Source organism: Pseudoalteromonas sp. 13-15 (assembly GCF_001468205.2).
GTDB lineage: Bacteria > Pseudomonadota > Gammaproteobacteria > Enterobacterales > Alteromonadaceae > Pseudoalteromonas > Pseudoalteromonas marina.
Window position 1 is genome coordinate 1,165,969 of the sequence record NZ_CP019162.1, and the last position, 19,218, is coordinate 1,185,186.

The window sequence follows — 19,218 nt, forward strand, 5'->3', positions numbered from 1 at the left end:
TGGCTCTTACCTGTTAAGGGCCAATCAAATGGAGTAATAAATGGCGTTTGAGCAATGGGCAGCCTTGCCTTGGGTAAAATCTCAAAAAGATAAAATTCAGTGGGGGCAGCTAAGCGGAAGTGGTTTAAGTATTGCCATTGCCGAAGGTGTTAAACAGCAAGAGAACTTAGTATTAATTATTACACCCGACACCCCCAGCGCGCTGCGCCTTGAAACAGAGCTAGAATATTTATTACCTAATAATCCGGTAATGGTATTTCCTGATTGGGAAACCTTGCCTTACGATCATTTCTCTCCTCATCAAGATATTATTTCTGCGCGTTTAGCTACATTAAATACCCTAAAAAAAGAACAGCAAAGCGTATTAATTGTGCCTGTGTCTACGCTTATGCTGCGAACCGCTCCGGCCTCGTTTATTTATGGTTCGACAATAAACTTTAAAGTAGGCGATAAACTCGACACACATAATTTTAGGCAAAACTTAGAGCAAGCCGGTTACCTAAACGTGCAACAAGTTATGGAACATGGTGAGTACGCAATTCGTGGCTCAATCGTCGATTTATACCCTATGGGTAGTCCGCATCCATTTAGACTCGACTTTTTTGATGACGAATTAGACACCATTCGTCTATTTGATGTGGAAACGCAGCGCTCTGATGAAAAAGTAGATAGAATTGAACTGCTGCCAGCGCATGAATTTCCAACAAATGAGTCAGATATTGAGCGTTTCAGGATTGGTTACCGTGAAAAATTTGGTGCAAGTTCAGAGCAAGACTCTGTTTACATGCAAGTTAGTAAAGGAAACTGGCCAGCTGGTATTGAATACTACATGCCGTTATTTTTTGAAAGCCTAGCCACTATTTTTGACTACCTGCCTGATAATACAACCGTTATGCAATTGGGCGATTTAGAACACGCTGCGGATAATTTTTGGCACGATGTTAATGTTCGCTACGAAAACCGTAAAGTGGACCCTCTGCGCCCACTACTTGAACCAAATGCCTTATACCAGCCAATTGAAGAGCTGTTTTCTAACTTAGGGCAATTTGCGCGTATTCGTTTATCGCTTGCCAAACTGGGCACAAAAGCGGGTAATAAAAATTTATCCGTATGTGAATTACCTGCAATAAGAATAGATCATAAACAACACGAGCCCTATGCGGCGTTCATAGACTACGTTACAGCACAAAAAAAGAAAAAAAGTCGCATATTACTGAGCGTTGAGTCGGATGGTCGACGTGAGTCTTTACTCAATATTTTGAAACCCAGCGGTTTAAAGTTTAAAGAGTTTGATACCTTTGAACAATTTACCCAAAGCGATAGTGATGTAGGCTTAATTGTAAGTCCGCTTGAGCAAAGCGTTGTGCTTGGCTCTAAACCTTCATTATCAATTATTACCGAACAAGAGCTGCTAGGTATTAAAGTCTCGCAGCGCAGACGCCGTAAACATAAGTACGAAGCAAGCCAAGACGCTCTAATTCGTAACTTAGCCGAGCTTAAAGAAGGTCAGCCTGTTGTGCATCTTGACCACGGTGTTGGCCGCTATCAAGGTTTACAAACTATTGATGCAGCAGGTGTAATTACAGAATTTGTGACCATAATATACGCCGGTGAGTCTAAATTGTATGTGCCTGTGTCGGCACTACATATGCTTAGCCGTTATTCAGGCGGCGAAGAAAGCAGTGCACCACTGCATAAGCTCGGCTCTGATGCATGGGAAAAGGCAAAAAAACGTGCTGCAGAAAAAGTTCGTGATGTAGCCGCAGAGTTACTTGATATATACGCACAGCGCCAAGCTAAACCAGGCAATAAATTTACCCTAGACGGACAAGCCTATCGCCAGTTTAGTGAAAGCTTTCCGTTTGAAGAAACCGACGACCAGCGTAATGCAATTGAAGCTGTCTTAGGCGACATGCAATCAAAACAAGCGATGGATCGTTTAGTGTGTGGTGATGTAGGCTTTGGTAAAACCGAGGTCGCTATGCGTGCAGCTTTTGTTGCTGTTAACGATGGTAAACAAGTTGCCATTTTAGTGCCCACTACCCTGCTTGCGCAGCAACACTATGAGAATTTTAAAGACCGTTTTGCTGACTTTCCTATCGAAGTGGGTGTGCTTTCTCGTTTTAATTCAACCAAAGAGCAAAAAGACACGCTAGAAAATATGGCGAATGGCAAGCTAGACATTGTTATTGGTACCCACAAACTTATTCAGCAAGACATTAAATTTAACGATTTAGGGCTACTCATCGTAGATGAAGAGCATCGATTTGGGGTACGCCAAAAAGAAAAAATTAAAGCGCTACGTGCAGATGTCGATATTTTAACGCTTACCGCAACGCCTATTCCTCGAACGCTCAATATGGCAATGAGCGGCATGCGCGACTTATCTATTATTGCTACTCCACCGGCGAAACGCTTGGCGGTTAAAACATTTGTTCGCCAACGTGATGTGGAGCTTATTCGCGAAGCCATTTTGCGTGAAATTAAACGTGGTGGCCAAGTGTACTTTTTGCACAATAACGTTGAAACAATTGAACGCGTGGCGCAAGAATTAAGTGAATGGGTACCTGAAGCAAATGTAATTACCGCTCATGGGCAAATGCGCGAGCAAGAGCTTGAGCAAATAATGACCCAATTTTATCACCAAAAATACAATGTAATTGTGTGTACAACCATTATCGAAACCGGTATTGACGTACCCACAGCAAATACCATTATTATGGATAGAGCCGACAAACTAGGCTTAGCACAATTACACCAATTGCGTGGTCGTGTAGGCCGAAGCCACCATCAGGCATATGCCTATTTGCTTACAGGCGACCCTAAAGCATTATCAAAAGATGCCAGCAAACGTCTACAAGCAATTGAATCATTGGAAGATTTAGGCGCTGGTTTTGCACTTGCTACACACGATTTAGAAATTCGTGGTGCAGGTGAGTTATTGGGTGACGATCAATCTGGGCAAATGCAAACTATTGGCTTTAGCTTGTATATGGAAATGCTTGAGCAAGCAGTAAATGCACTGCGTGAAGGTAAAGAACCTACTCTTGAAAACCTCTTGCAAAAACAAACCGAAGTTGACTTAAAACTGCCTGCATTACTGCCTGATGATTATATACATGACGTAAATGCACGATTAGGTATGTACAAGCGTGTAGCTAGTTGTGCTAACCTAGGCGACATTGATGAGTTACAGGTAGAACTAATAGATCGATTTGGTTTATTACCTGATGCAGCTAAAAACTTATTTAGTTTGCAACAACTTAAAATGCAAGCCAGTAATTTAGGGATAACAAAAATAGAGGCAAACCCTAAAGGCGGCTACTTTGAATTTAGCCAAAATACCAAGGTTAATCCTAGCTTCATTATTGGGCTGATACAAAGTGCACCGCATATTTATAAAATGGAAGGCGCAAATAAATTGCGCTTCGCTATTAGTGAGGCAAATGCCCGCGAACGCTTAAAAATGGTCACTGCTATGATTGCAGATTTCGAAAAAAAGGTTAGCCATTAATGTTGCTAAAAAAATCGCTGGTAGTTTTATGTTGCTTATTTAGCAGCACTGCAGTTGCAGAGCGTTGGTTTGAAGCTGAGGTGCTGATATTTAAACAGCGCCCAGCCCCCTATTTACAAGAAGACTTTAGTTTAAAACACGAGGCTATTGAAGATAAAAACACGCTTGATTTATTAACGCCACTTTATACCGAACAAGCCATGCAAGCCTGTATTGATGGCGATACACGTTTTCAAAAGCGTTCATTTACAGATTCGCTCGTTAACGACAATCCACGCTCCGGTGTTTGCGATGCAAGCACCGACTATGTTCAAAGTTACGATACATTGCCTGTTACACCTGTGGCACCGGCACTTGATACCATGGAGCAACCCTACTTACTTGCCCCAGAGCAGTTACAATTTAAAACGCAGTTTGAGCAACTAGACCGTAAAGGCTTAACGCCTATTTTACATACTGGATGGCGTTTTGAAGCAAAAAGTAAATCACGTGCGCCAAGCATGCACTTATTTGCCGGTGAGCTTATCAAAACACGCGTTTTTGATGTGCCGCGCTATTCAAATCCAGACTTTGTTAGTTTATTAGAGCCGCAGCCTAGCTTATTTAACGACCCCGATGAATCAACTAGTAAATGGGAATTAGAAGGGTTATTTAAAATTCACTTGCGTCACTATTTATTTATCACTGCAGATTTTGATATTAGCCAAAAACTACAAAGTGGTGATGTAGAGTCATCACGGTTTTCACAATTTAAACGTGTAATAAGTGGTGAAATTCATTACTTTGACCACCCTCGCATGGGCATGATTGTCCAAATTAGAAAATTTAAACATTAATACTTAATAGGATACAACAATGAAAAAACTCCTAATTATTGCAGCTACACTAAGCCTGGCTGCATGCTCTAAAGTAACAGTAGAAAACTACGAAAAAATTAAGATTGGTATGGATAAAGCTGAAGTAGAGGCTGTATTAGGTAGCGCTGACAACTGCGTAGAAAAAACACTTCATACTAACTGTGTTTGGGGCGACGAGTCTAAAAATATAGAGATTACACTCGTTTCAGACAAAGTGACTTTATACAGTAAGCACGGCTTAACTCAATAAAGTCGTGTATAAAAAAGGGGGATAGACTGTGGTCTATCCCCCTTTTTTATTTTTTAGAATAAATGAGCTCAATGTTGACTATTTTACTGCGATTTAAGGTAATTTTATAACGCTGATAAAGTGTTTTATCACCTTCTGTGTGCACCAATACCATATTTAATTGATAACGTCGCTCAACGGCTTGTTTTGATATTTTATTGCTATCTAAATGGTAAAGCTTACCTTCACCACGTTTTAAATAACGGGCAAATGGCGCTAGGTTAAATTGCAGTGTTTGCTGCAACGTATCGTATCCCGGTAAAAACTCTTTGGCCGACACGCGCGTTTCACTCGCAAAGTGCAGCCATTGCGCAGCCTGTTTGTTTTGCTGGCGACGTTTTGAAAAAATGGTTTGAACTTCTTTTGGTATCTTTTTAAAACGCGTGTACTCAAGCCAAATAAACTGGCTGGCTATTTTGTCTTTGGTAATACTATTTTTAAAGGTAAATCGCCATTTTGGCCGCCCTTGAACTATTGCGCGCCAAATTACACGGGTGATATCTTCTTTAAAAATTTCACGCAAACCATAAATTACACCCAGTATCAAAATGAGAGTCGCTGTTACCTCTGTAAAACTGGAACGTGCATTAAGAATTACCAGCATCACAAACGCCATAATAACCGCCGTTACCGTCCCCTTTACCAAGCGCTTTAGGTAACTATTTAAAAAGCGAGTATTGCGCTGAAGGATTACTCCATGCTCAATTAAGCGTTGCAATAAACGCATTTTATTTGTGATTCGATTAGCGTCTTGAAGAGTGGTTTCAGAGTTATAGTTTTTATCTGCTCTGTACACGTTTTCGCTTTTACAAAATTGCAAAAGGTCGTTCCGCTCTTTAGCAAAATCGCTACTGCGCGGGCCTTCATCTAGTAATTTTAAAAATGATTGCTCAACGTGCCAACTCAGATAGTTATCTGCGTTTGTATAAAACGGCAGTAACTTTTCATCATCGGGTGTATAACGGCGTAACTTTTTTAATAGGCCTTCACTTTGCTCAAATAATTCATTTGCACGATTATAAAACTCTTCTGCCTCGCTTAACTTAAGCGCATCCTTAATATCAGCATCGAGCGCTAAACGCACTTGGTAACAAAATAAGTTTAGATTTTGCCTGTAGTCTTGCTGTTCGCCTTTGTTTTTACTTACAAAACGGCTTCGTACTAATGGCAAGTGAATATTGTTAGCGTTGTAAGCTAAGTGAGATTTGAACTGATTGTTGAAGTAAGATTCTTCGCTCAGCGTTTTGGGGTTTATTCCCATTTCGTTAGGAATAGAAAAGTACAGATCAATACGCTGCTCTGAACGCGCATTTAACTCGGGCTCAATGACAAAAGATAAATTTTCGTCTTGTTTTAACAATCAACTCTCCTTTTTCTATTCGTTTTAGTTTACTTGCCTCCAGTAATTTGTTCAATAAAAAAGGCCCCGTAAACACGGAGCCTTACGAGTTTAAATATGTAACTTAAACCCTGGTTAAAGTATTTGTTTGCAGTTAAAACTTATAGTTAATACTTGCGAATACTCGTGAACCAATTACGTCGTAAATCTCAGGTACGGTGCCCATGTCATTTCCGCCAAGTACTTCTTCTGGCTCTTTATCAAAAATATTATTCATACCACCTGTCACTTTTAGTGACTCATTTAGGTTGTACGTCATTGAAATATCGTGATAAACAATATTATCTGTGCTGAACGACTCGCCGTAGTAGTCCCCACTCATACCACGAATAAAGCGTGCGTTATAAAGCACACTAAACGCATCAGACAAATCGTAGTTTACAGATAAGTTAGATTTGATTTTAGAGTAGCCACCAATGTTACCGTCAATAGTCCCTGTGTAATCAATATCATCTTGCTCAAATTCAACCAAATAGGTTGTATCTAAGTTAATACGGTAGTTATCGGCGGTATAACCAATGTTCCAATCAATACCTGACGTTTTTTGAGAGCCAACATTGGTTAATGCTGAGCTTAAGTTTGATAAATCACCCGCTGGGGTAATATTTACCGAATCACACGATTGCGTGTCGCCCGAAAAACAGTTGTTCATTTCGTTTTGTACATCTAAACGCGTAATGGCGTTTGTAATGTCAAACTTCCAGTAGTCAAGTGTTGTAGATAAACCGTCAACTACTTCCCACACCATACCAAATGTAAACGAACGGCTTTCTTCTGCTTGTAAGTCTGCATCACTGGTGTAATTTACCAAGATTTGTGCGTCTTGCTCGTTGCCCCATGGATCGGCTAGGTAATCGTAAGAGCCCGAGTTGCCACCAAATAGTTCAGCAACATTTGGCGCTCTAAAGCCGGTAGCTAGTACAGAACGAACCATAAATGAATCTGTTACATCCCATGTAGCACCCAGTTTCCAGGTTGTTTCACCACCAAAGGTAGAGTAATTATCGTAACGTGCAGCCCCTTCAAGTGTCACGACTTCTAATACCGGCATCGATGTTTCAAAGTAGATAGACTGTACCGAATAGTCACCTTCAGTAGGATCTTGCTGTGCTGCTGTACTTTGGCCCAATTGTGTAATTAAATCGGGTGTGTAAAAACCACTTTCAAAACGGTTCTCTATACCGATTGCGTAGCCAATATCGTTATCAGTAAGTGCGCTGTAACCTGCAGATAAGATAAACTGCTCATTTCCACCTTCATTGCTTTCAGTGTAAATAGAATCGTTAGCAGTTAAAAAGTCACGGCTAAGTGCATCACCACTAAACCAAATTGCTTGGTTTGCGTAAATACTTTGCTCTACTTGGCTTGCATTAATAGAGTTTTGTACTTTATCTTTAGAATCGTTTCTGCCGTATGTAGCACTTACATCCCAGCTTGCATCGTTATCTAAGACACCTTGTAATGCCATTGATGCACGGTATGTGTCTGTTGTTTGCTCGTATATTCGCGGCCCAGCATCAACCATTCTTCTGCGATACTCTAGCGAATCGGTAAGCTCACCGTCGACAATAAACGCATTGGTGTATTCGTTATCAAGGTTTGCTGTCAGTAAATCTACACTGGCTGGTTGAGGTGCCAATTGTTGTGATGAATCACGGCGTGTATACATAAGGTCAACATTGAATGTGGTATCAGCGTCTAGCTCTTTATCAAAGCTTGTAAATAAACTGTACAGATCGTTTGGTGTTTGTGCATAACTCGATGTAGTAAAGTCGTACGACGTTGTTCTATCTGCAAACTCACCATTACCTTCGTATGTTTTACCGCCTAGCGTACCTTGTGGAATAAACGAAGACTGCCCTGCAGGCACAAAGCTACGATCTGATTGGATCACCTCGCCACGGCTTGAAAACTGTGCACCAACAACTAAGTTACCATCGGCAACCTGCATGCCGTGTAATAAGCTAGTACCGTAGTTGTTACCATCACCCTTAGTTGTGCGACTTCCTTCAACATTAAGCTCAGTACCTTCAAAATCTTTTTTAGTGATAATGTTAACAACACCAGCAATTGCATCAGATCCATACACAGCTGATGCACCATCTTTTAAGATTTCAATTGATTTGATCATTGCAACAGGAATGGTATTTAAATCAACCGAAGAGTCTGCACCGGTTCCAGAAGAAACCATACGACGACCATTTAATAACACTAGGGTACGTTGTGACCCCATGCCACGTAAGTTAACAGTTGCAGAACCACCTGAACCATTATTACTTGAAGCACCAAGGCTTATACCCGCAGCAGATGGCTGAGTTGAGAGAATATCGGCAACAGAAGTGAAACCACTTTTTGCAATAAAGTCATCGCCAATAACGGTAATTGGACTGGCTGTTTCCATATCAGTACGGTTGATACGTGAACCCGTGACCTGAATTTTTTCGATTGAATTTGCAGCTTCGTCTGCTGCTAGTACATGTACACTTGAAAACATTGGGATGGCTGCTATTACAGCTAGACCAAGAGTCGATTTAGTCATGAAAGAATCCTACTTGTTGGAATTTACCAAGATTGGTAAAACTCATTTGTTATAAGAAGAATGAGTCGGCAGGCAACTTAAGCGCACTTAACTGAACGAAAACTTAACGCTTGAGTGGTTTTTGACAAAGACAAAAAAGACCAACCTAAAAAAGGTACAAAGGTTACTACTTGTTTCATTGTTAATATAAAAATACAATTTAAAATTAATAAGTTAAAATAATTTTTATACAATTAAAGTACAGGTGAAATCAAACACCTCTACTTTGTAATCAAATGTAATTACACCTGTTGTTTAGCAATAATTCAGGTATTAACAACTTAATCACACCCCATTATTAAAAAGGTAAAAGCACCTGAAAGTTGCTAACTCATAAGAAAAGCTTTTGCTTCATAGTGAATAATAAGTTCGCTTATTTTGCGTGGGCATAACTGCTCATAATTTGGTCTACACTATATGAATAATGTGAGATGTTGATATTAACTATGGTTATAAATCAAATTAGCTGGCTGGAATAAATACGGTATTTAAGAAAGCTTAACTTTGTGACTACGCACTTTTGACAGGACTAATTAAAAAATTTGTTTTAGATGTATTTTTTGAAATTTTAGCACTAATGACTAAAGGGTTAGTGCATTTAATTAATTACGTTTTGCTGCGCATTGGTATTACCGGTTCAAGTTTGAGCCTATCAAAAAGAAAAGTTTATAAGCTTAGGTAAACAACAAATTTGGGATAAAACGTGATCGGTTAACTGGTTAATTCGTAATATTATTAAAGCTCGTTAGTAGGTAACATAAAAGTAATAGTTAAGGGTATCTTCGGTTGAAGTTATTGTATTTATAACAGTTAATTCAAGGGTCCAAAGCATATTGTTCTCTGAGCAAATGCCAACCATGGTTTCGCTTTGCCACAAATCTCCTTGCTGTACAAACTGCTGCGGGATAAATCCCATGTACATAGTTATGCCTTTTAATTTTGCTTGGCTGATTTTTGTATTGTTGGGTAATTTGCTGAAAATTGTAAAAGGTGTTTCCGGTGATAGAGATTGATCACTGAGCCACACTTTCACTTTATTTGGGAAGGTACATTCTTGGTTAGGTTCGCAGTTTGAATTTTTATGTATGCTTGCGTCTTTTTGATTATCAAAATCACAGGCGGTCAACAATAAAAGTAGCAAAAACACATAACATAATTGGGTTGCTTTCATAAAAATTCGCTCCGAACAAAAGCAGATACTAATAATCAAGCTCATAATTGACAAGCATGGCCCACTAAATAATCAAATTTAGGCACTCAGCTAATCAAAAAATAGACAACAAAGCCACAAAGTTTGATTGATGTCATAATATTACGTAATTGACCTATCTTTTTTAGGCCAAAAAATTTATTATTTCCCTCGCAAAAATTAGGGTTTCTCGAGTTTGTTTTCTGAAGCATTCATGCTTTGAACGTTTTAGGTAACATGCTTGTGAAGTAATAGTAGGCCCCACTTTTTAAGTGGGTAATTCATTTCTAAACGCATTTATTGCAGCGGAAGCCAGAAAATGAGCCAAACAGTAGCATCACAAACTGAGTATAACTATAAAGTTGTACGCCAATTCGCTATTATGACAGTGATTTGGGGCATCGTTGGCATGAGTATTGGGGTTCTGATTGCTGCCCAATTAGCTTGGCCAGCACTTAACTTTGATACACCATGGTTAACTTACTCTCGACTACGTCCGTTACACACGAACGCAGTAATTTTCGCATTTGGTACAAGTGCACTTTTTGCGACGTCTTATTACGTCGTACAACGTACTTGTCAAACGCGCCTTTTCTCAGACAAACTTGCCGCAATTTCATTTTGGGGCTGGCAGCTAGTTATCGTATTAGCAGTAATTACCCTACCATTAGGTATTACAAGCTCTAAAGAATACGCTGAACTAGAATGGCCAATCGATATTCTAATCGCTGTTGTTTGGATTATTTATGCAGTTGTATTTTTTGGTACTTTAATTAAACGTAAGGTATCGCATATTTATGTTGCGAACTGGTTCTATGCCGGCTTTATCATCACTGTTGCAGTATTGCACATTGTGAACAGCATGGCAGTGCCTGTATCGTTAACTAAATCATACTCTATCTATGCAGGTGCAGTAGATGCGATGGTTCAATGGTGGTACGGTCATAACGCTGTAGGTTTCTTATTAACCGCTGGTTTCTTAGGTATGATGTACTACTTTGTACCTAAACAAGCAGGTCGCCCTGTATACTCTTACCGTTTATCGGTCGTTCACTTTTGGGCGCTTGTATCTCTATACATTTGGGCTGGTCCTCATCACCTTCACTACACTGCACTTCCAGATTGGACGCAAAGTTTAGGTATGGTTATGTCTATTATCTTATTTGTTCCATCTTGGGGTGGCATGATTAACGGTATAATGACCTTATCGGGTGCATGGCACAAACTGCGTACTGACCCAGTACTTCGTTTCTTAGTTGTATCATTATCTTTCTACGGTATGTCTACGTTTGAAGGCCCAATGATGGCAATTAAATCTGTGAACGCATTATCTCATTACACAGATTGGACTGTAGGCCACGTTCACTCAGGTGCACTTGGTTGGGTAGCTATGATTTCTATTGGTGCTATTTATCACCTTATCCCTGCACTATTTGCACAAGGTCGTATGTACAGCATTAAGCTTGTTAACACACACTTCTGGTTACACACTGTTGGTGTTGTTTTATACATTGTTGCAATGTGGATTTCAGGTGTAATGCAAGGTCTTATGTGGCGTGCAGTAAATGCTGACGGTACATTAATGTATAGCTTTGTTCAGTCTTTAGAAGCATCACATCCTTTCTACATAATGCGTTTTGTTGGCGGTGTATTCATCGTAACAGGTATGTTAGTTATGGCTTATAACGTTTTCCGTACAATTTCAGCTGAAAAAGAATCACTGAAGTTAGACGCGCAAGCACAATTAGCATAACGGAGTGAGATGATGAGCAATAAAAATTCACAAAACAAACATGAAATAGTAGAAAAAAACGTTGGCCTTATGGCCATACTGACTGTTTTTGCTATTAGCTTTGGTGCATTAGTTGAAATTACTCCACTTATGTTCCAAGACGACACAACAAAACCAGTAGATGGCTTACGTCCTCTAAATGCATTAGAAATGGAAGGTCGCGATATATACGTGCGTGAAGGTTGTTATAACTGTCATTCACAAATGATCCGTCCTTTTCGTGACGAAGTTGAACGTTACGGCCACTACTCTGTAGCAGGCGAGTCAGTATGGGATCACCCTTTCCAATGGGGTTCTAAACGTACTGGACCTGACCTTGCTCGTGTTGGTAAACGTTACTCGGACGATTGGCATTATGCTCACTTAGTGAACCCGCGTGATGTGGTTCCTGAGTCTAATATGCCAGGTTTCCCTTGGTTAGCAGAGAACACAGTTGATACCAGCTTAACTCTGAAAAAACTACAAATTTTCCGTGATACATTCGCTATTAACCCAGAAAACCCAAAACATCCGGGTTTAGGTTACGGTAGCGATGAAGAACTAATAGCTGACGTTGCCAAAGTTGATGCAATGAATGACGGTAAAGGTGCAACAGAAATGCAAGCCCTTATCGCTTATTTGCAACAGCTTGGCACGCACTTGAAGTAATTATTATGGATTACGGAACATACAGAGGCATTTTAACTCTGGTAATTTTAGTATTGTTTATTGTGATTGTTGTATGGGCATACAGCAAGCGTACCAAAAATCGTTTTGACGACGCCGCTAATGCCATTTTTGAAGATGAAAAAAAACATAACAACACACTCTCTAACGAGGAAAAGGAGTCTGAAAAATGACTAGCTTTTGGAGTATTTGGGTTATTGTTTTAACCCTAGCATGCTTACTTATTATCTTTGGCCTATTAGTGTGGAACTTAAAAAACTACGCTGGTGTTGAAGAAGGTGAAGATTGTGGGCATGAGTATGACGGTATTACCGAACTGAACAATCCGCTACCTAAGTGGTGGACTTACATGTTCTTCGCAACGTTTATTTGGTCTGTTTATTACCTAGCAGCATACCCAGGTTTAGGTAACTGGGAAGGGTTAGGTAAATGGACAAGCTCTAACCAGGGTATTACCTCTTTAGCGGAATCGAAAGAAGCCGTTAAGTTAGCAGCTGAAGAAGGCCGTTTTGTAAAACTTGATAAAGAGTATGAAGCAGCAGAAGAGCGTTTTGGTCCTATTTTTAACCGACTTGCAAAAGTACCTGTTTTAGATTTGGTTCAATCTAAAATTGATGGTGATGCAGCGCAGCAGCTAGCTCTTGAAAATGGCACAGAGCATGAGCAAACAGATGGTCAATTAGCACTAGAAATTGGTCAACGTTTGTTCTCACAAAACTGTGCGCAGTGTCATGGCTCTGATGCACGTGGCGGCATTGGCTTCCCTAACCTAACTGATAAAGATTGGTTATACGGTGGCACACCAGACAAAATTAGAGAAACTCTTCTGATTGGTCGTGTTGCAGCTATGCCTCCTTGGGGTGCAGCATTAGGTGAGCAAGGTATAAAAGAAATGACAGCACACGTGCTAAGCCTTTCTGGTCGTACAGTTAACCAAAAAGATGCAGCAGCTGGTGCAGCTAAGTTTGCAATGTGTGCAGCATGTCACGGTGCAGACGGTAAAGGGTCGGTTGCTCACAACCTACCGTTTGGCGCGCCTAACCTGACGGATAATATTTGGTTATACGGTGGTTCTCAACGTGCCGTTGAAGAAACACTGCTTAACGGTCGTGCCGGTGTAATGCCAGCGTGGAAAGACATTTTAGGTGAAGATAAAATCCACCTTTTAACTGCGTACGTTTACAACTTATCGCAAGATAAATAAGCACGCTGTTAATAGAATGTTTATAAATTAATTTATTAAATTCAATAGATTAATCTAGATCAAAAAAGCCTCCACTTGGAGGCTTTTTTTTAGTCTTTTACGTACAATTACTATAAAATAACCTCTTCGAAACTAATATTAGAGTCACTATGCAACCTACTCCGTGGTATAAAAACTTTTGGCCTTGGTTTTTAATTTTTTTCCCGCTAGCAGCTATTGTTGGCTGTATTACTTTACTAATAACGGCAATTGGCAATGGCCCAGATATGGTCGTTGATGATTACTATAAAAAAGGTAAAGCAATTAATTTAGAGCTCAGTAAGTTTGAGAAAGCAAAAGCACTTTACTTACATGGTGAATTAGCCGTAACTAACGACCGAGTGAGTTTTAAATTTACCAAAGGCGATAGCAGTAATGTATCGGCTTTAAAAGTATCGTTTTATCACCGCACAATCAAAGCACACGACTTTGAAGCAACACTTACAGCTAATGCGAACAAAGAATTCACCGCACTTCTTGAAAATTACACTGAAGGTGCCTATTCCATTTTTGTTGAACCTATCGATAAAACATGGAAACTAAAAGAAAACATTACCCTACCTACGGTTGAAACCGTTTTAGTTACGCCAAACTATAAGTAGTTATTATTATGTCTAATTCTTGCTTTCATTGCCTTGAAAGTGTGCCAAAGGGATTTAGCGCCACAGTAACAATAGACGATACCCCTCAGCCAATGTGTTGTATTGGCTGCCAGGCCGTAGCGCAAAATATTGTTGAGCAAGGAATGACTGATTACTACAAATACCGCACAGTCAGTGCGGGTAAAGTAGAGCAACTTGTTCCTGAGCAATTGGCATTTATTAAAAGTTACGACAACGAAGATATTCAAGATGAATTTATAGCCACAAGTAACAATATTTCAGAGGTATTACTGAGTGTTGAAGGCATTACGTGCGCCGCATGTGCGTGGCTTATAGAAAAACAATTATTGAGTTTAAACACTGTAAAACGAGTGGATGTAAATACCTCAACTAACCGTGCAATGATCCAATGGGACAAAACAGCGACTCCACTTAGTGATGTTATTACTGCCTTAGCTAAAATAGGCTACAAAGCATATCCATTTCAGGCCGATACCGAAGCACAACAAAAACAACAAACTGCTAAAGCGTATATTCGCCGCTTGGGTGTGGCAGGCCTAATGACAATGCAAGTAATGATGTTTGCATTTGCCATGTATTTTGGCATGTTTTCAGGTATGGATAGTAATTTTGAACAGTACTTTAGATGGATAAGCCTTGTATTAGCTTCTCCTGTTATTTTATATAGTGCGCTGCCCTTCTTAACCAACGCAATTAACGGCTTAAAAGCTAAACAGCTTAATATGGATTTACCTGTTTCTCTAGCAATTTTTGGCGCCTACGGAGCCAGTTGTTATGCAACCGTTATGCAAGTTGGTGAGGTATATTTTGAATCTATTTGCATGTTTACCTTTTTATTATTATTAGGTAAATATTTAGAATTTAGAGCGCGTTTAAAAGCGAGTGAATACACAGCAAACCTTCAGAAGTTACTACCATTAACGGCTCGCACGCTTACAGATAGTGGTGAAGAACTCATTATTGCGGCTAAAAAGCTTAAACTTAATGATGTTGTGCTTATTAAAGCAGGTGAAACCATTCCAGCCGACGGCGAACTCATTAAAGGTAAAACGACGGTTGATGAATCAATGATGACTGGCGAGCACCAACCGGTCAACAAGTTCATAGGTCATAATGTGTATGCCGGCTGTGTAAACCACGATGGTGTTATTGAAATTAAAATAAATAAAATAGGCCAAAACACCCTTTTAAATCAAATTATTCGTCTGCAATACAATGCGCTCACAAAGCGGCCTAAGCTGGTCGAAATAACCGATAAAGTAGCACAAGGGTTTGTAGCTTGCTTATTGGTATTTGCCTCGTTGACCGCCATTGGTTGGTATCAAATTGATCCGGAACACGCTTTTTGGATTACTATTTCAGTATTAGTTGCAACCTGCCCTTGCGCTTTAAGCCTAGCAATACCGACAGCCCTAACCTGTGCAATTGCCAGCCTAACCAAAAAGGGGATTTTAATAAAACAAGCCCATGTGCTTGAAACCCTCTCAAAACTAACCTTACTTGCGTTTGATAAAACAGGCACACTCACACAAGGTAAATTTAGCCTTGATGAAATAGATATTATCGATAACAGCTACTCAAAGGATGATGTAATGGCTATTGCAGCAATGTTGGAGCGCTTTTCTGAGCACCCGATTGCAAGTGCATTTGACGGCTACACTCCAGCAAAGCATAGTCTTCATAACATTGAAGTGCACGCAGGTTTAGGGATTAGTGCACAAGATGAAACCACCCACTACGCTATAGGCAAAAGTGGTTGGTTTGACAGTAAAAAAACAAACGCGCAAGCCAGTTTGTATATAAACAAACACGTTGTGGCACGTTTTTATTTTGTAGATAAAGTAAAGCACGATGCTCAAAGTTTAATCAAATCGTTACATGCGCAGCAATTAACTTGCCACATGCTTACTGGCGATGCGTCAGATGCGGGCAAAAAAGTAGCTAAACAATTGAACTTAGACAGCGTGCAATCTGGTTGCTCACCACAAGATAAACAAACAGCCGTAGAGGCATTTTCATCTCAAAATGAGGTGGTCGCTATGGTGGGTGATGGCATAAACGATAGCCCTGTATTTGCAAGTGCCCATTTGTCTATTGCAATGGAAACTGGCGCTGATATATCAAAAAATAGCGCCGATGTTGTACTGCTAAATAGCGATTTAGCGTCTATTGATCACTTACTCAATATAGCTAAACAGACTCGGCGTATTATTAAACAAAACCTAACATTGTCTTTATTATATAATGGTTCAATATTACCGCTTGCAGCACTCGGGTTAGTCGCTCCATGGATGGCCGTCATTGGCATGTCTGCCAGCTCAATTATTGTGATTTGTAATTCACTAAGGCTATTAAAGTTATGAGCATAATTTATATTTTGATCCCCATTGCCATATTGTTTGTGCTTATTGCCATTGGTGTATTTTTTTGGGCGGTAAGAAGCGAGCAGTTTTCTGATTTGAACAAACAAGGCCACAGTATTTTGTTTGAAGATGACAAAGAGCAGCATAATAAAAGTAATGATTGACCCTTTATACATTAGCGCATTTTTAATGGGTTTGATTGGCAGCGGCCACTGCATAGCAATGTGTGGAGGGATTGCCAGCTCTTTACAATTAGCCAGCGACAAACGTAAAACACTTACCTATTCATTTGCTTATAATATAGGGCGAGCAATGAGTTACATGCTTGCAGGCTCACTCGTTGCGGGTATAAGCAGCCAATTTGCTAAACAAAACACATCATTCTCTATAACGCTTTCATTTATTGCAGCAATTTTTATGCTGTTAGTAGGCGTTTACATAATGCGCTTAGGACCTACACTTCAATGGCTTGAAAAAGTGGGTAAAACACTTATTTGGCAGCATATTATTAAGCTTAACAAATATTTAATGCCGGTTGACTCAACAGTAAAAGCCATAGGCTATGGGGCTTTATGGGGCTGGCTTCCGTGCGGTTTGGTTTATTCAGCGCTAACCTGGGCAATGACGAGCCCCACAGCATTTGATGGCGCAATAGTTATGCTATGTTTTGCACTAGGTACATTTCCTGCCATGATCACAGTAGGGATCACTGCGCAAAAACTCAATAGTATAATAAATCATCCTTGGACCCGAATAGTATTAGGCAGTGTTATAGTTTGGTATGGTATCTACTTATTGATTATTGCAACCGACAAGTTAGTACATTAATGTTAATATGTATTAACCTTTTCAGGTTTATTTGCCCCTGTATATAAAAACTAAAACGGATAAAATTATGGATTTCACTCAAAGTCGCGCTAAAGGTAATTGTGCTATTAGCTGTAATAACTGCAGCATAAGCCAGTTGTGTTTGCCGTTTTCGTTAAATGGCCAAGAAATGGATAAGCTTGACGAAATTATTGAGCGAAAAAAACCATTACACAAAGGTGACTATTTATTTGAATCGGGTGCACCATTAAAAGCGATTTATGCTGTACGCTCCGGCTCATTTAAATCATACACCTTGTCTGAGCAAGGTGATGAACAAATTACTGGCTTTCATTTAGCAGGCGATTTAGTTGGTTTTGATGCCATTAGTAAAATGGCACATCAGAGCTTTTCTCAAGCCCTAGAAACCTCAATGATTTGCGAAATTCCCTTCGACACTCTTGACGAGCTTGCAGGTAAATTACCTAAACTACGCCAGCAAATAATGCGCTTAATGAGCAGTGAAATTACCTACGATCAAGAAATGCTTTTACTGCTTAACAAAAAATCGGCAGAAGAACGCCTAGCTAGTTTTATTTATAACTTGTCTGAGCGATTTGGTGAGCGTGGTTTTTCGCGTAAAGAGTTTAGGTTTACTATGACCCGTGGTGAAATAGGTAATTACTTAGGCCTTACAGTAGAAACCATTAGCCGTTTATTAAGTCGCTTTCAAAAAGCCGATTTAATTAAAGTAGAAGGCAAGTTTATTACTATTTTAGATAATGATGCACTCGCTAAAGCAGCAGCCATTGTTAAATAGGTATACATTGATATAGAACAACAATTTATGTGCTAAGCCTTTAACTGTTTTGTATTTGAGTTACACTAAAAGTACACCAGTTAGATAAATGGAGTAGCACATGAACACAATTAAACGCATTCTCGCGGTTATTGACCCTACCAAAGACGATCAACATGGTTTAGCGCGCTCAGTCGAACTGGCAAAAAAATCTGGCGCAACAATTACAGCATTCATGACGGTCTATGACTTCTCTTATGAAATGACAACGATGCTTTCAGGCGATGAGCGTGAAGCGATGCGCGAAGCCGTTTTAAAAGACCGCGAACTCTGGCTCAACGATTTAGTTTCACCTTACAATAACTTAAATATTGAAACATTAGTTGTTTGGCATAACCGCCCTTACGAAGCCATTATTGAAACAGTTATCGATCAAAATTACGATTTAGTCATTAAAAGCACTCATCAACATGGTGCACTAAAATCAGTGATATTTACCCCTACAGATTGGCATTTGGTACGTAAATGCCCTACTCCAGTATTATTTGTAAAAGAAATGGCATGGCCTGAAAATGGCAATATTTTAGCTGCTGTTAACGCAGTGAGCGAAAATGATCAGCATATAGCGTTAAACAAACGAATAATTAAAGACGCGCAATTTTTATGTGAGCTTGCTAATGCAAAACTTAACTTAGTCAATGCATATCCTGCCACCCCTATTAATATAGCTATTGAAATACCAGAGTTTAATCCAAGTCTTTACAACGAATCAGTTAAAAAACACCATATAGAATCAACTAATGCACTGGCTACTGAATTTACATTAACTACTGAGCAATGCTTTATTGAAGAAGGCTTACCAGAAGATGTAATTCCTGATATTGCAAATCGTTTGAATAGTGAATTAGTGGTTATTGGAACTGTTGGACGTACAGGGTTAAGTGCTGCGCTAGTTGGCAATACTGCAGAGCATGTAATAGATAGCCTAGACTGCGATGTATTAGCACTAAAACCAGACGGCTACGTTAGCCCACTGGCAAAAGATTAATAAATTTTGCTGTAGCTCCCGATATGCTAATAACATATAATACGCCCCTTT

At 39.6% G+C, this 19,218-nt stretch carries 16 protein-coding genes; 13 read left to right on the forward strand and 3 right to left on the reverse strand.

Annotation, left to right across the window (positions count from 1 at the left end):
* Window positions 1-40 precede the first annotated feature (40 nt).
* Genes mfd through ATS72_RS05425 form a run of 3 tightly spaced genes read left to right on the forward strand, consistent with a single transcriptional unit; the run spans window position 41 to window position 4,621 of the window.
* On the forward strand, window positions 41-3,514 hold the full coding sequence (gene mfd, locus ATS72_RS05415; RefSeq protein ID WP_058429100.1) for a transcription-repair coupling factor: 3,474 nt from the start codon (window positions 41-43) through the stop codon (window positions 3,512-3,514).
* Complete coding sequence (locus ATS72_RS05420) at window positions 3,514-4,350, forward strand: peptidoglycan binding protein CsiV (protein WP_058429101.1); 837 nt, start codon at window positions 3,514-3,516, stop codon at window positions 4,348-4,350. Before mfd ends, ATS72_RS05420 begins: the two co-directional genes overlap by 1 nt.
* 19 nt (window positions 4,351-4,369) lie before the next feature.
* Window positions 4,370-4,621, forward strand: coding sequence for a hypothetical protein (locus tag ATS72_RS05425; protein ID WP_008126398.1), 252 nt, complete (start codon window positions 4,370-4,372; stop codon window positions 4,619-4,621).
* Window positions 4,622-4,667: 46 nt separating this feature from the next.
* Here ATS72_RS05425 and ATS72_RS05430 read toward each other — a convergent pair whose 3' ends face one another.
* The 3 genes from ATS72_RS05430 to ATS72_RS05440 form a co-directional block, all read right to left on the reverse strand.
* Window positions 4,668-6,020: a hypothetical protein gene (locus tag ATS72_RS05430; protein ID WP_008126399.1), complete on the reverse strand. Its 1,353-nt coding sequence runs from the start codon at window positions 6,018-6,020 to the stop codon at window positions 4,668-4,670.
* A 133-nt stretch (window positions 6,021-6,153) separates the two neighbouring features.
* Window positions 6,154-8,598: a TonB-dependent receptor gene (locus tag ATS72_RS05435; protein WP_058429102.1), complete on the reverse strand. Its 2,445-nt coding sequence runs from the start codon at window positions 8,596-8,598 to the stop codon at window positions 6,154-6,156.
* Between the two features lie 784 nt (window positions 8,599-9,382).
* Complete coding sequence (locus tag ATS72_RS05440) at window positions 9,383-9,808, reverse strand: hypothetical protein (RefSeq protein ID WP_006794294.1); 426 nt, start codon at window positions 9,806-9,808, stop codon at window positions 9,383-9,385.
* Between the two features lie 337 nt (window positions 9,809-10,145).
* On the opposite strand from ATS72_RS05440, the gene ccoN reads away from it, so the two are divergent.
* The 10 genes from ccoN (at window position 10,146) to uspE (ending at window position 19,167) form a co-directional block, all read left to right on the forward strand.
* Window positions 10,146-11,579 (forward strand): cytochrome-c oxidase, cbb3-type subunit I, encoded by a 1,434-nt coding sequence (gene ccoN, locus ATS72_RS05445; protein WP_006794295.1) that lies wholly within the window; start codon window positions 10,146-10,148, stop codon window positions 11,577-11,579.
* Window positions 11,580-11,591: 12 nt separating this feature from the next.
* Window positions 11,592-12,266: a cytochrome-c oxidase, cbb3-type subunit II gene (gene ccoO / locus ATS72_RS05450; protein ID WP_006794296.1), complete on the forward strand. Its 675-nt coding sequence runs from the start codon at window positions 11,592-11,594 to the stop codon at window positions 12,264-12,266.
* A gap of 5 nt (window positions 12,267-12,271) precedes the next feature.
* Window positions 12,272-12,457, forward strand: coding sequence for a CcoQ/FixQ family Cbb3-type cytochrome c oxidase assembly chaperone (locus ATS72_RS05455; RefSeq protein ID WP_006794297.1), 186 nt, complete (start codon window positions 12,272-12,274; stop codon window positions 12,455-12,457).
* A complete protein-coding gene (locus ATS72_RS05460) occupies window positions 12,454-13,488 on the forward strand; it encodes a c-type cytochrome (RefSeq protein WP_008126414.1) in 1,035 nt (344 codons plus the stop codon). Before ATS72_RS05455 ends, ATS72_RS05460 begins: the two co-directional genes overlap by 4 nt.
* Before the next feature lie 149 nt (window positions 13,489-13,637).
* Window positions 13,638-14,129 carry a FixH family protein gene (locus ATS72_RS05465; protein WP_006794299.1) on the forward strand — a complete coding sequence of 164 codons (492 nt, stop codon included), beginning with the start codon at window positions 13,638-13,640 and terminating at the stop codon, window positions 14,127-14,129.
* 8 nt (window positions 14,130-14,137) lie between these two features.
* Window positions 14,138-16,513, forward strand: a complete 2,376-nt coding sequence (locus ATS72_RS05470; protein WP_058429103.1) for a heavy metal translocating P-type ATPase — start codon at window positions 14,138-14,140, stop codon at window positions 16,511-16,513.
* On the forward strand, window positions 16,510-16,677 hold the full coding sequence (gene ccoS, locus ATS72_RS05475; RefSeq protein WP_006794301.1) for a cbb3-type cytochrome oxidase assembly protein CcoS: 168 nt from the start codon (window positions 16,510-16,512) through the stop codon (window positions 16,675-16,677). The genes ATS72_RS05470 and ccoS overlap by 4 nt, the downstream gene beginning before the upstream one ends.
* Window positions 16,670-17,341 (forward strand): sulfite exporter TauE/SafE family protein, encoded by a 672-nt coding sequence (locus tag ATS72_RS05480; protein ID WP_058429104.1) that lies wholly within the window; start codon window positions 16,670-16,672, stop codon window positions 17,339-17,341. The genes ccoS and ATS72_RS05480 overlap by 8 nt, the downstream gene beginning before the upstream one ends.
* A gap of 67 nt (window positions 17,342-17,408) precedes the next feature.
* Window positions 17,409-18,140 (forward strand): FNR family transcription factor, encoded by a 732-nt coding sequence (locus tag ATS72_RS05485; protein WP_006794303.1) that lies wholly within the window; start codon window positions 17,409-17,411, stop codon window positions 18,138-18,140.
* A 100-nt stretch (window positions 18,141-18,240) separates the two neighbouring features.
* Window positions 18,241-19,167, forward strand: coding sequence for a universal stress protein UspE (gene uspE, locus ATS72_RS05490; RefSeq protein ID WP_039037900.1), 927 nt, complete (start codon window positions 18,241-18,243; stop codon window positions 19,165-19,167).
* Window positions 19,168-19,218: the final 51 nt, after the last annotated feature.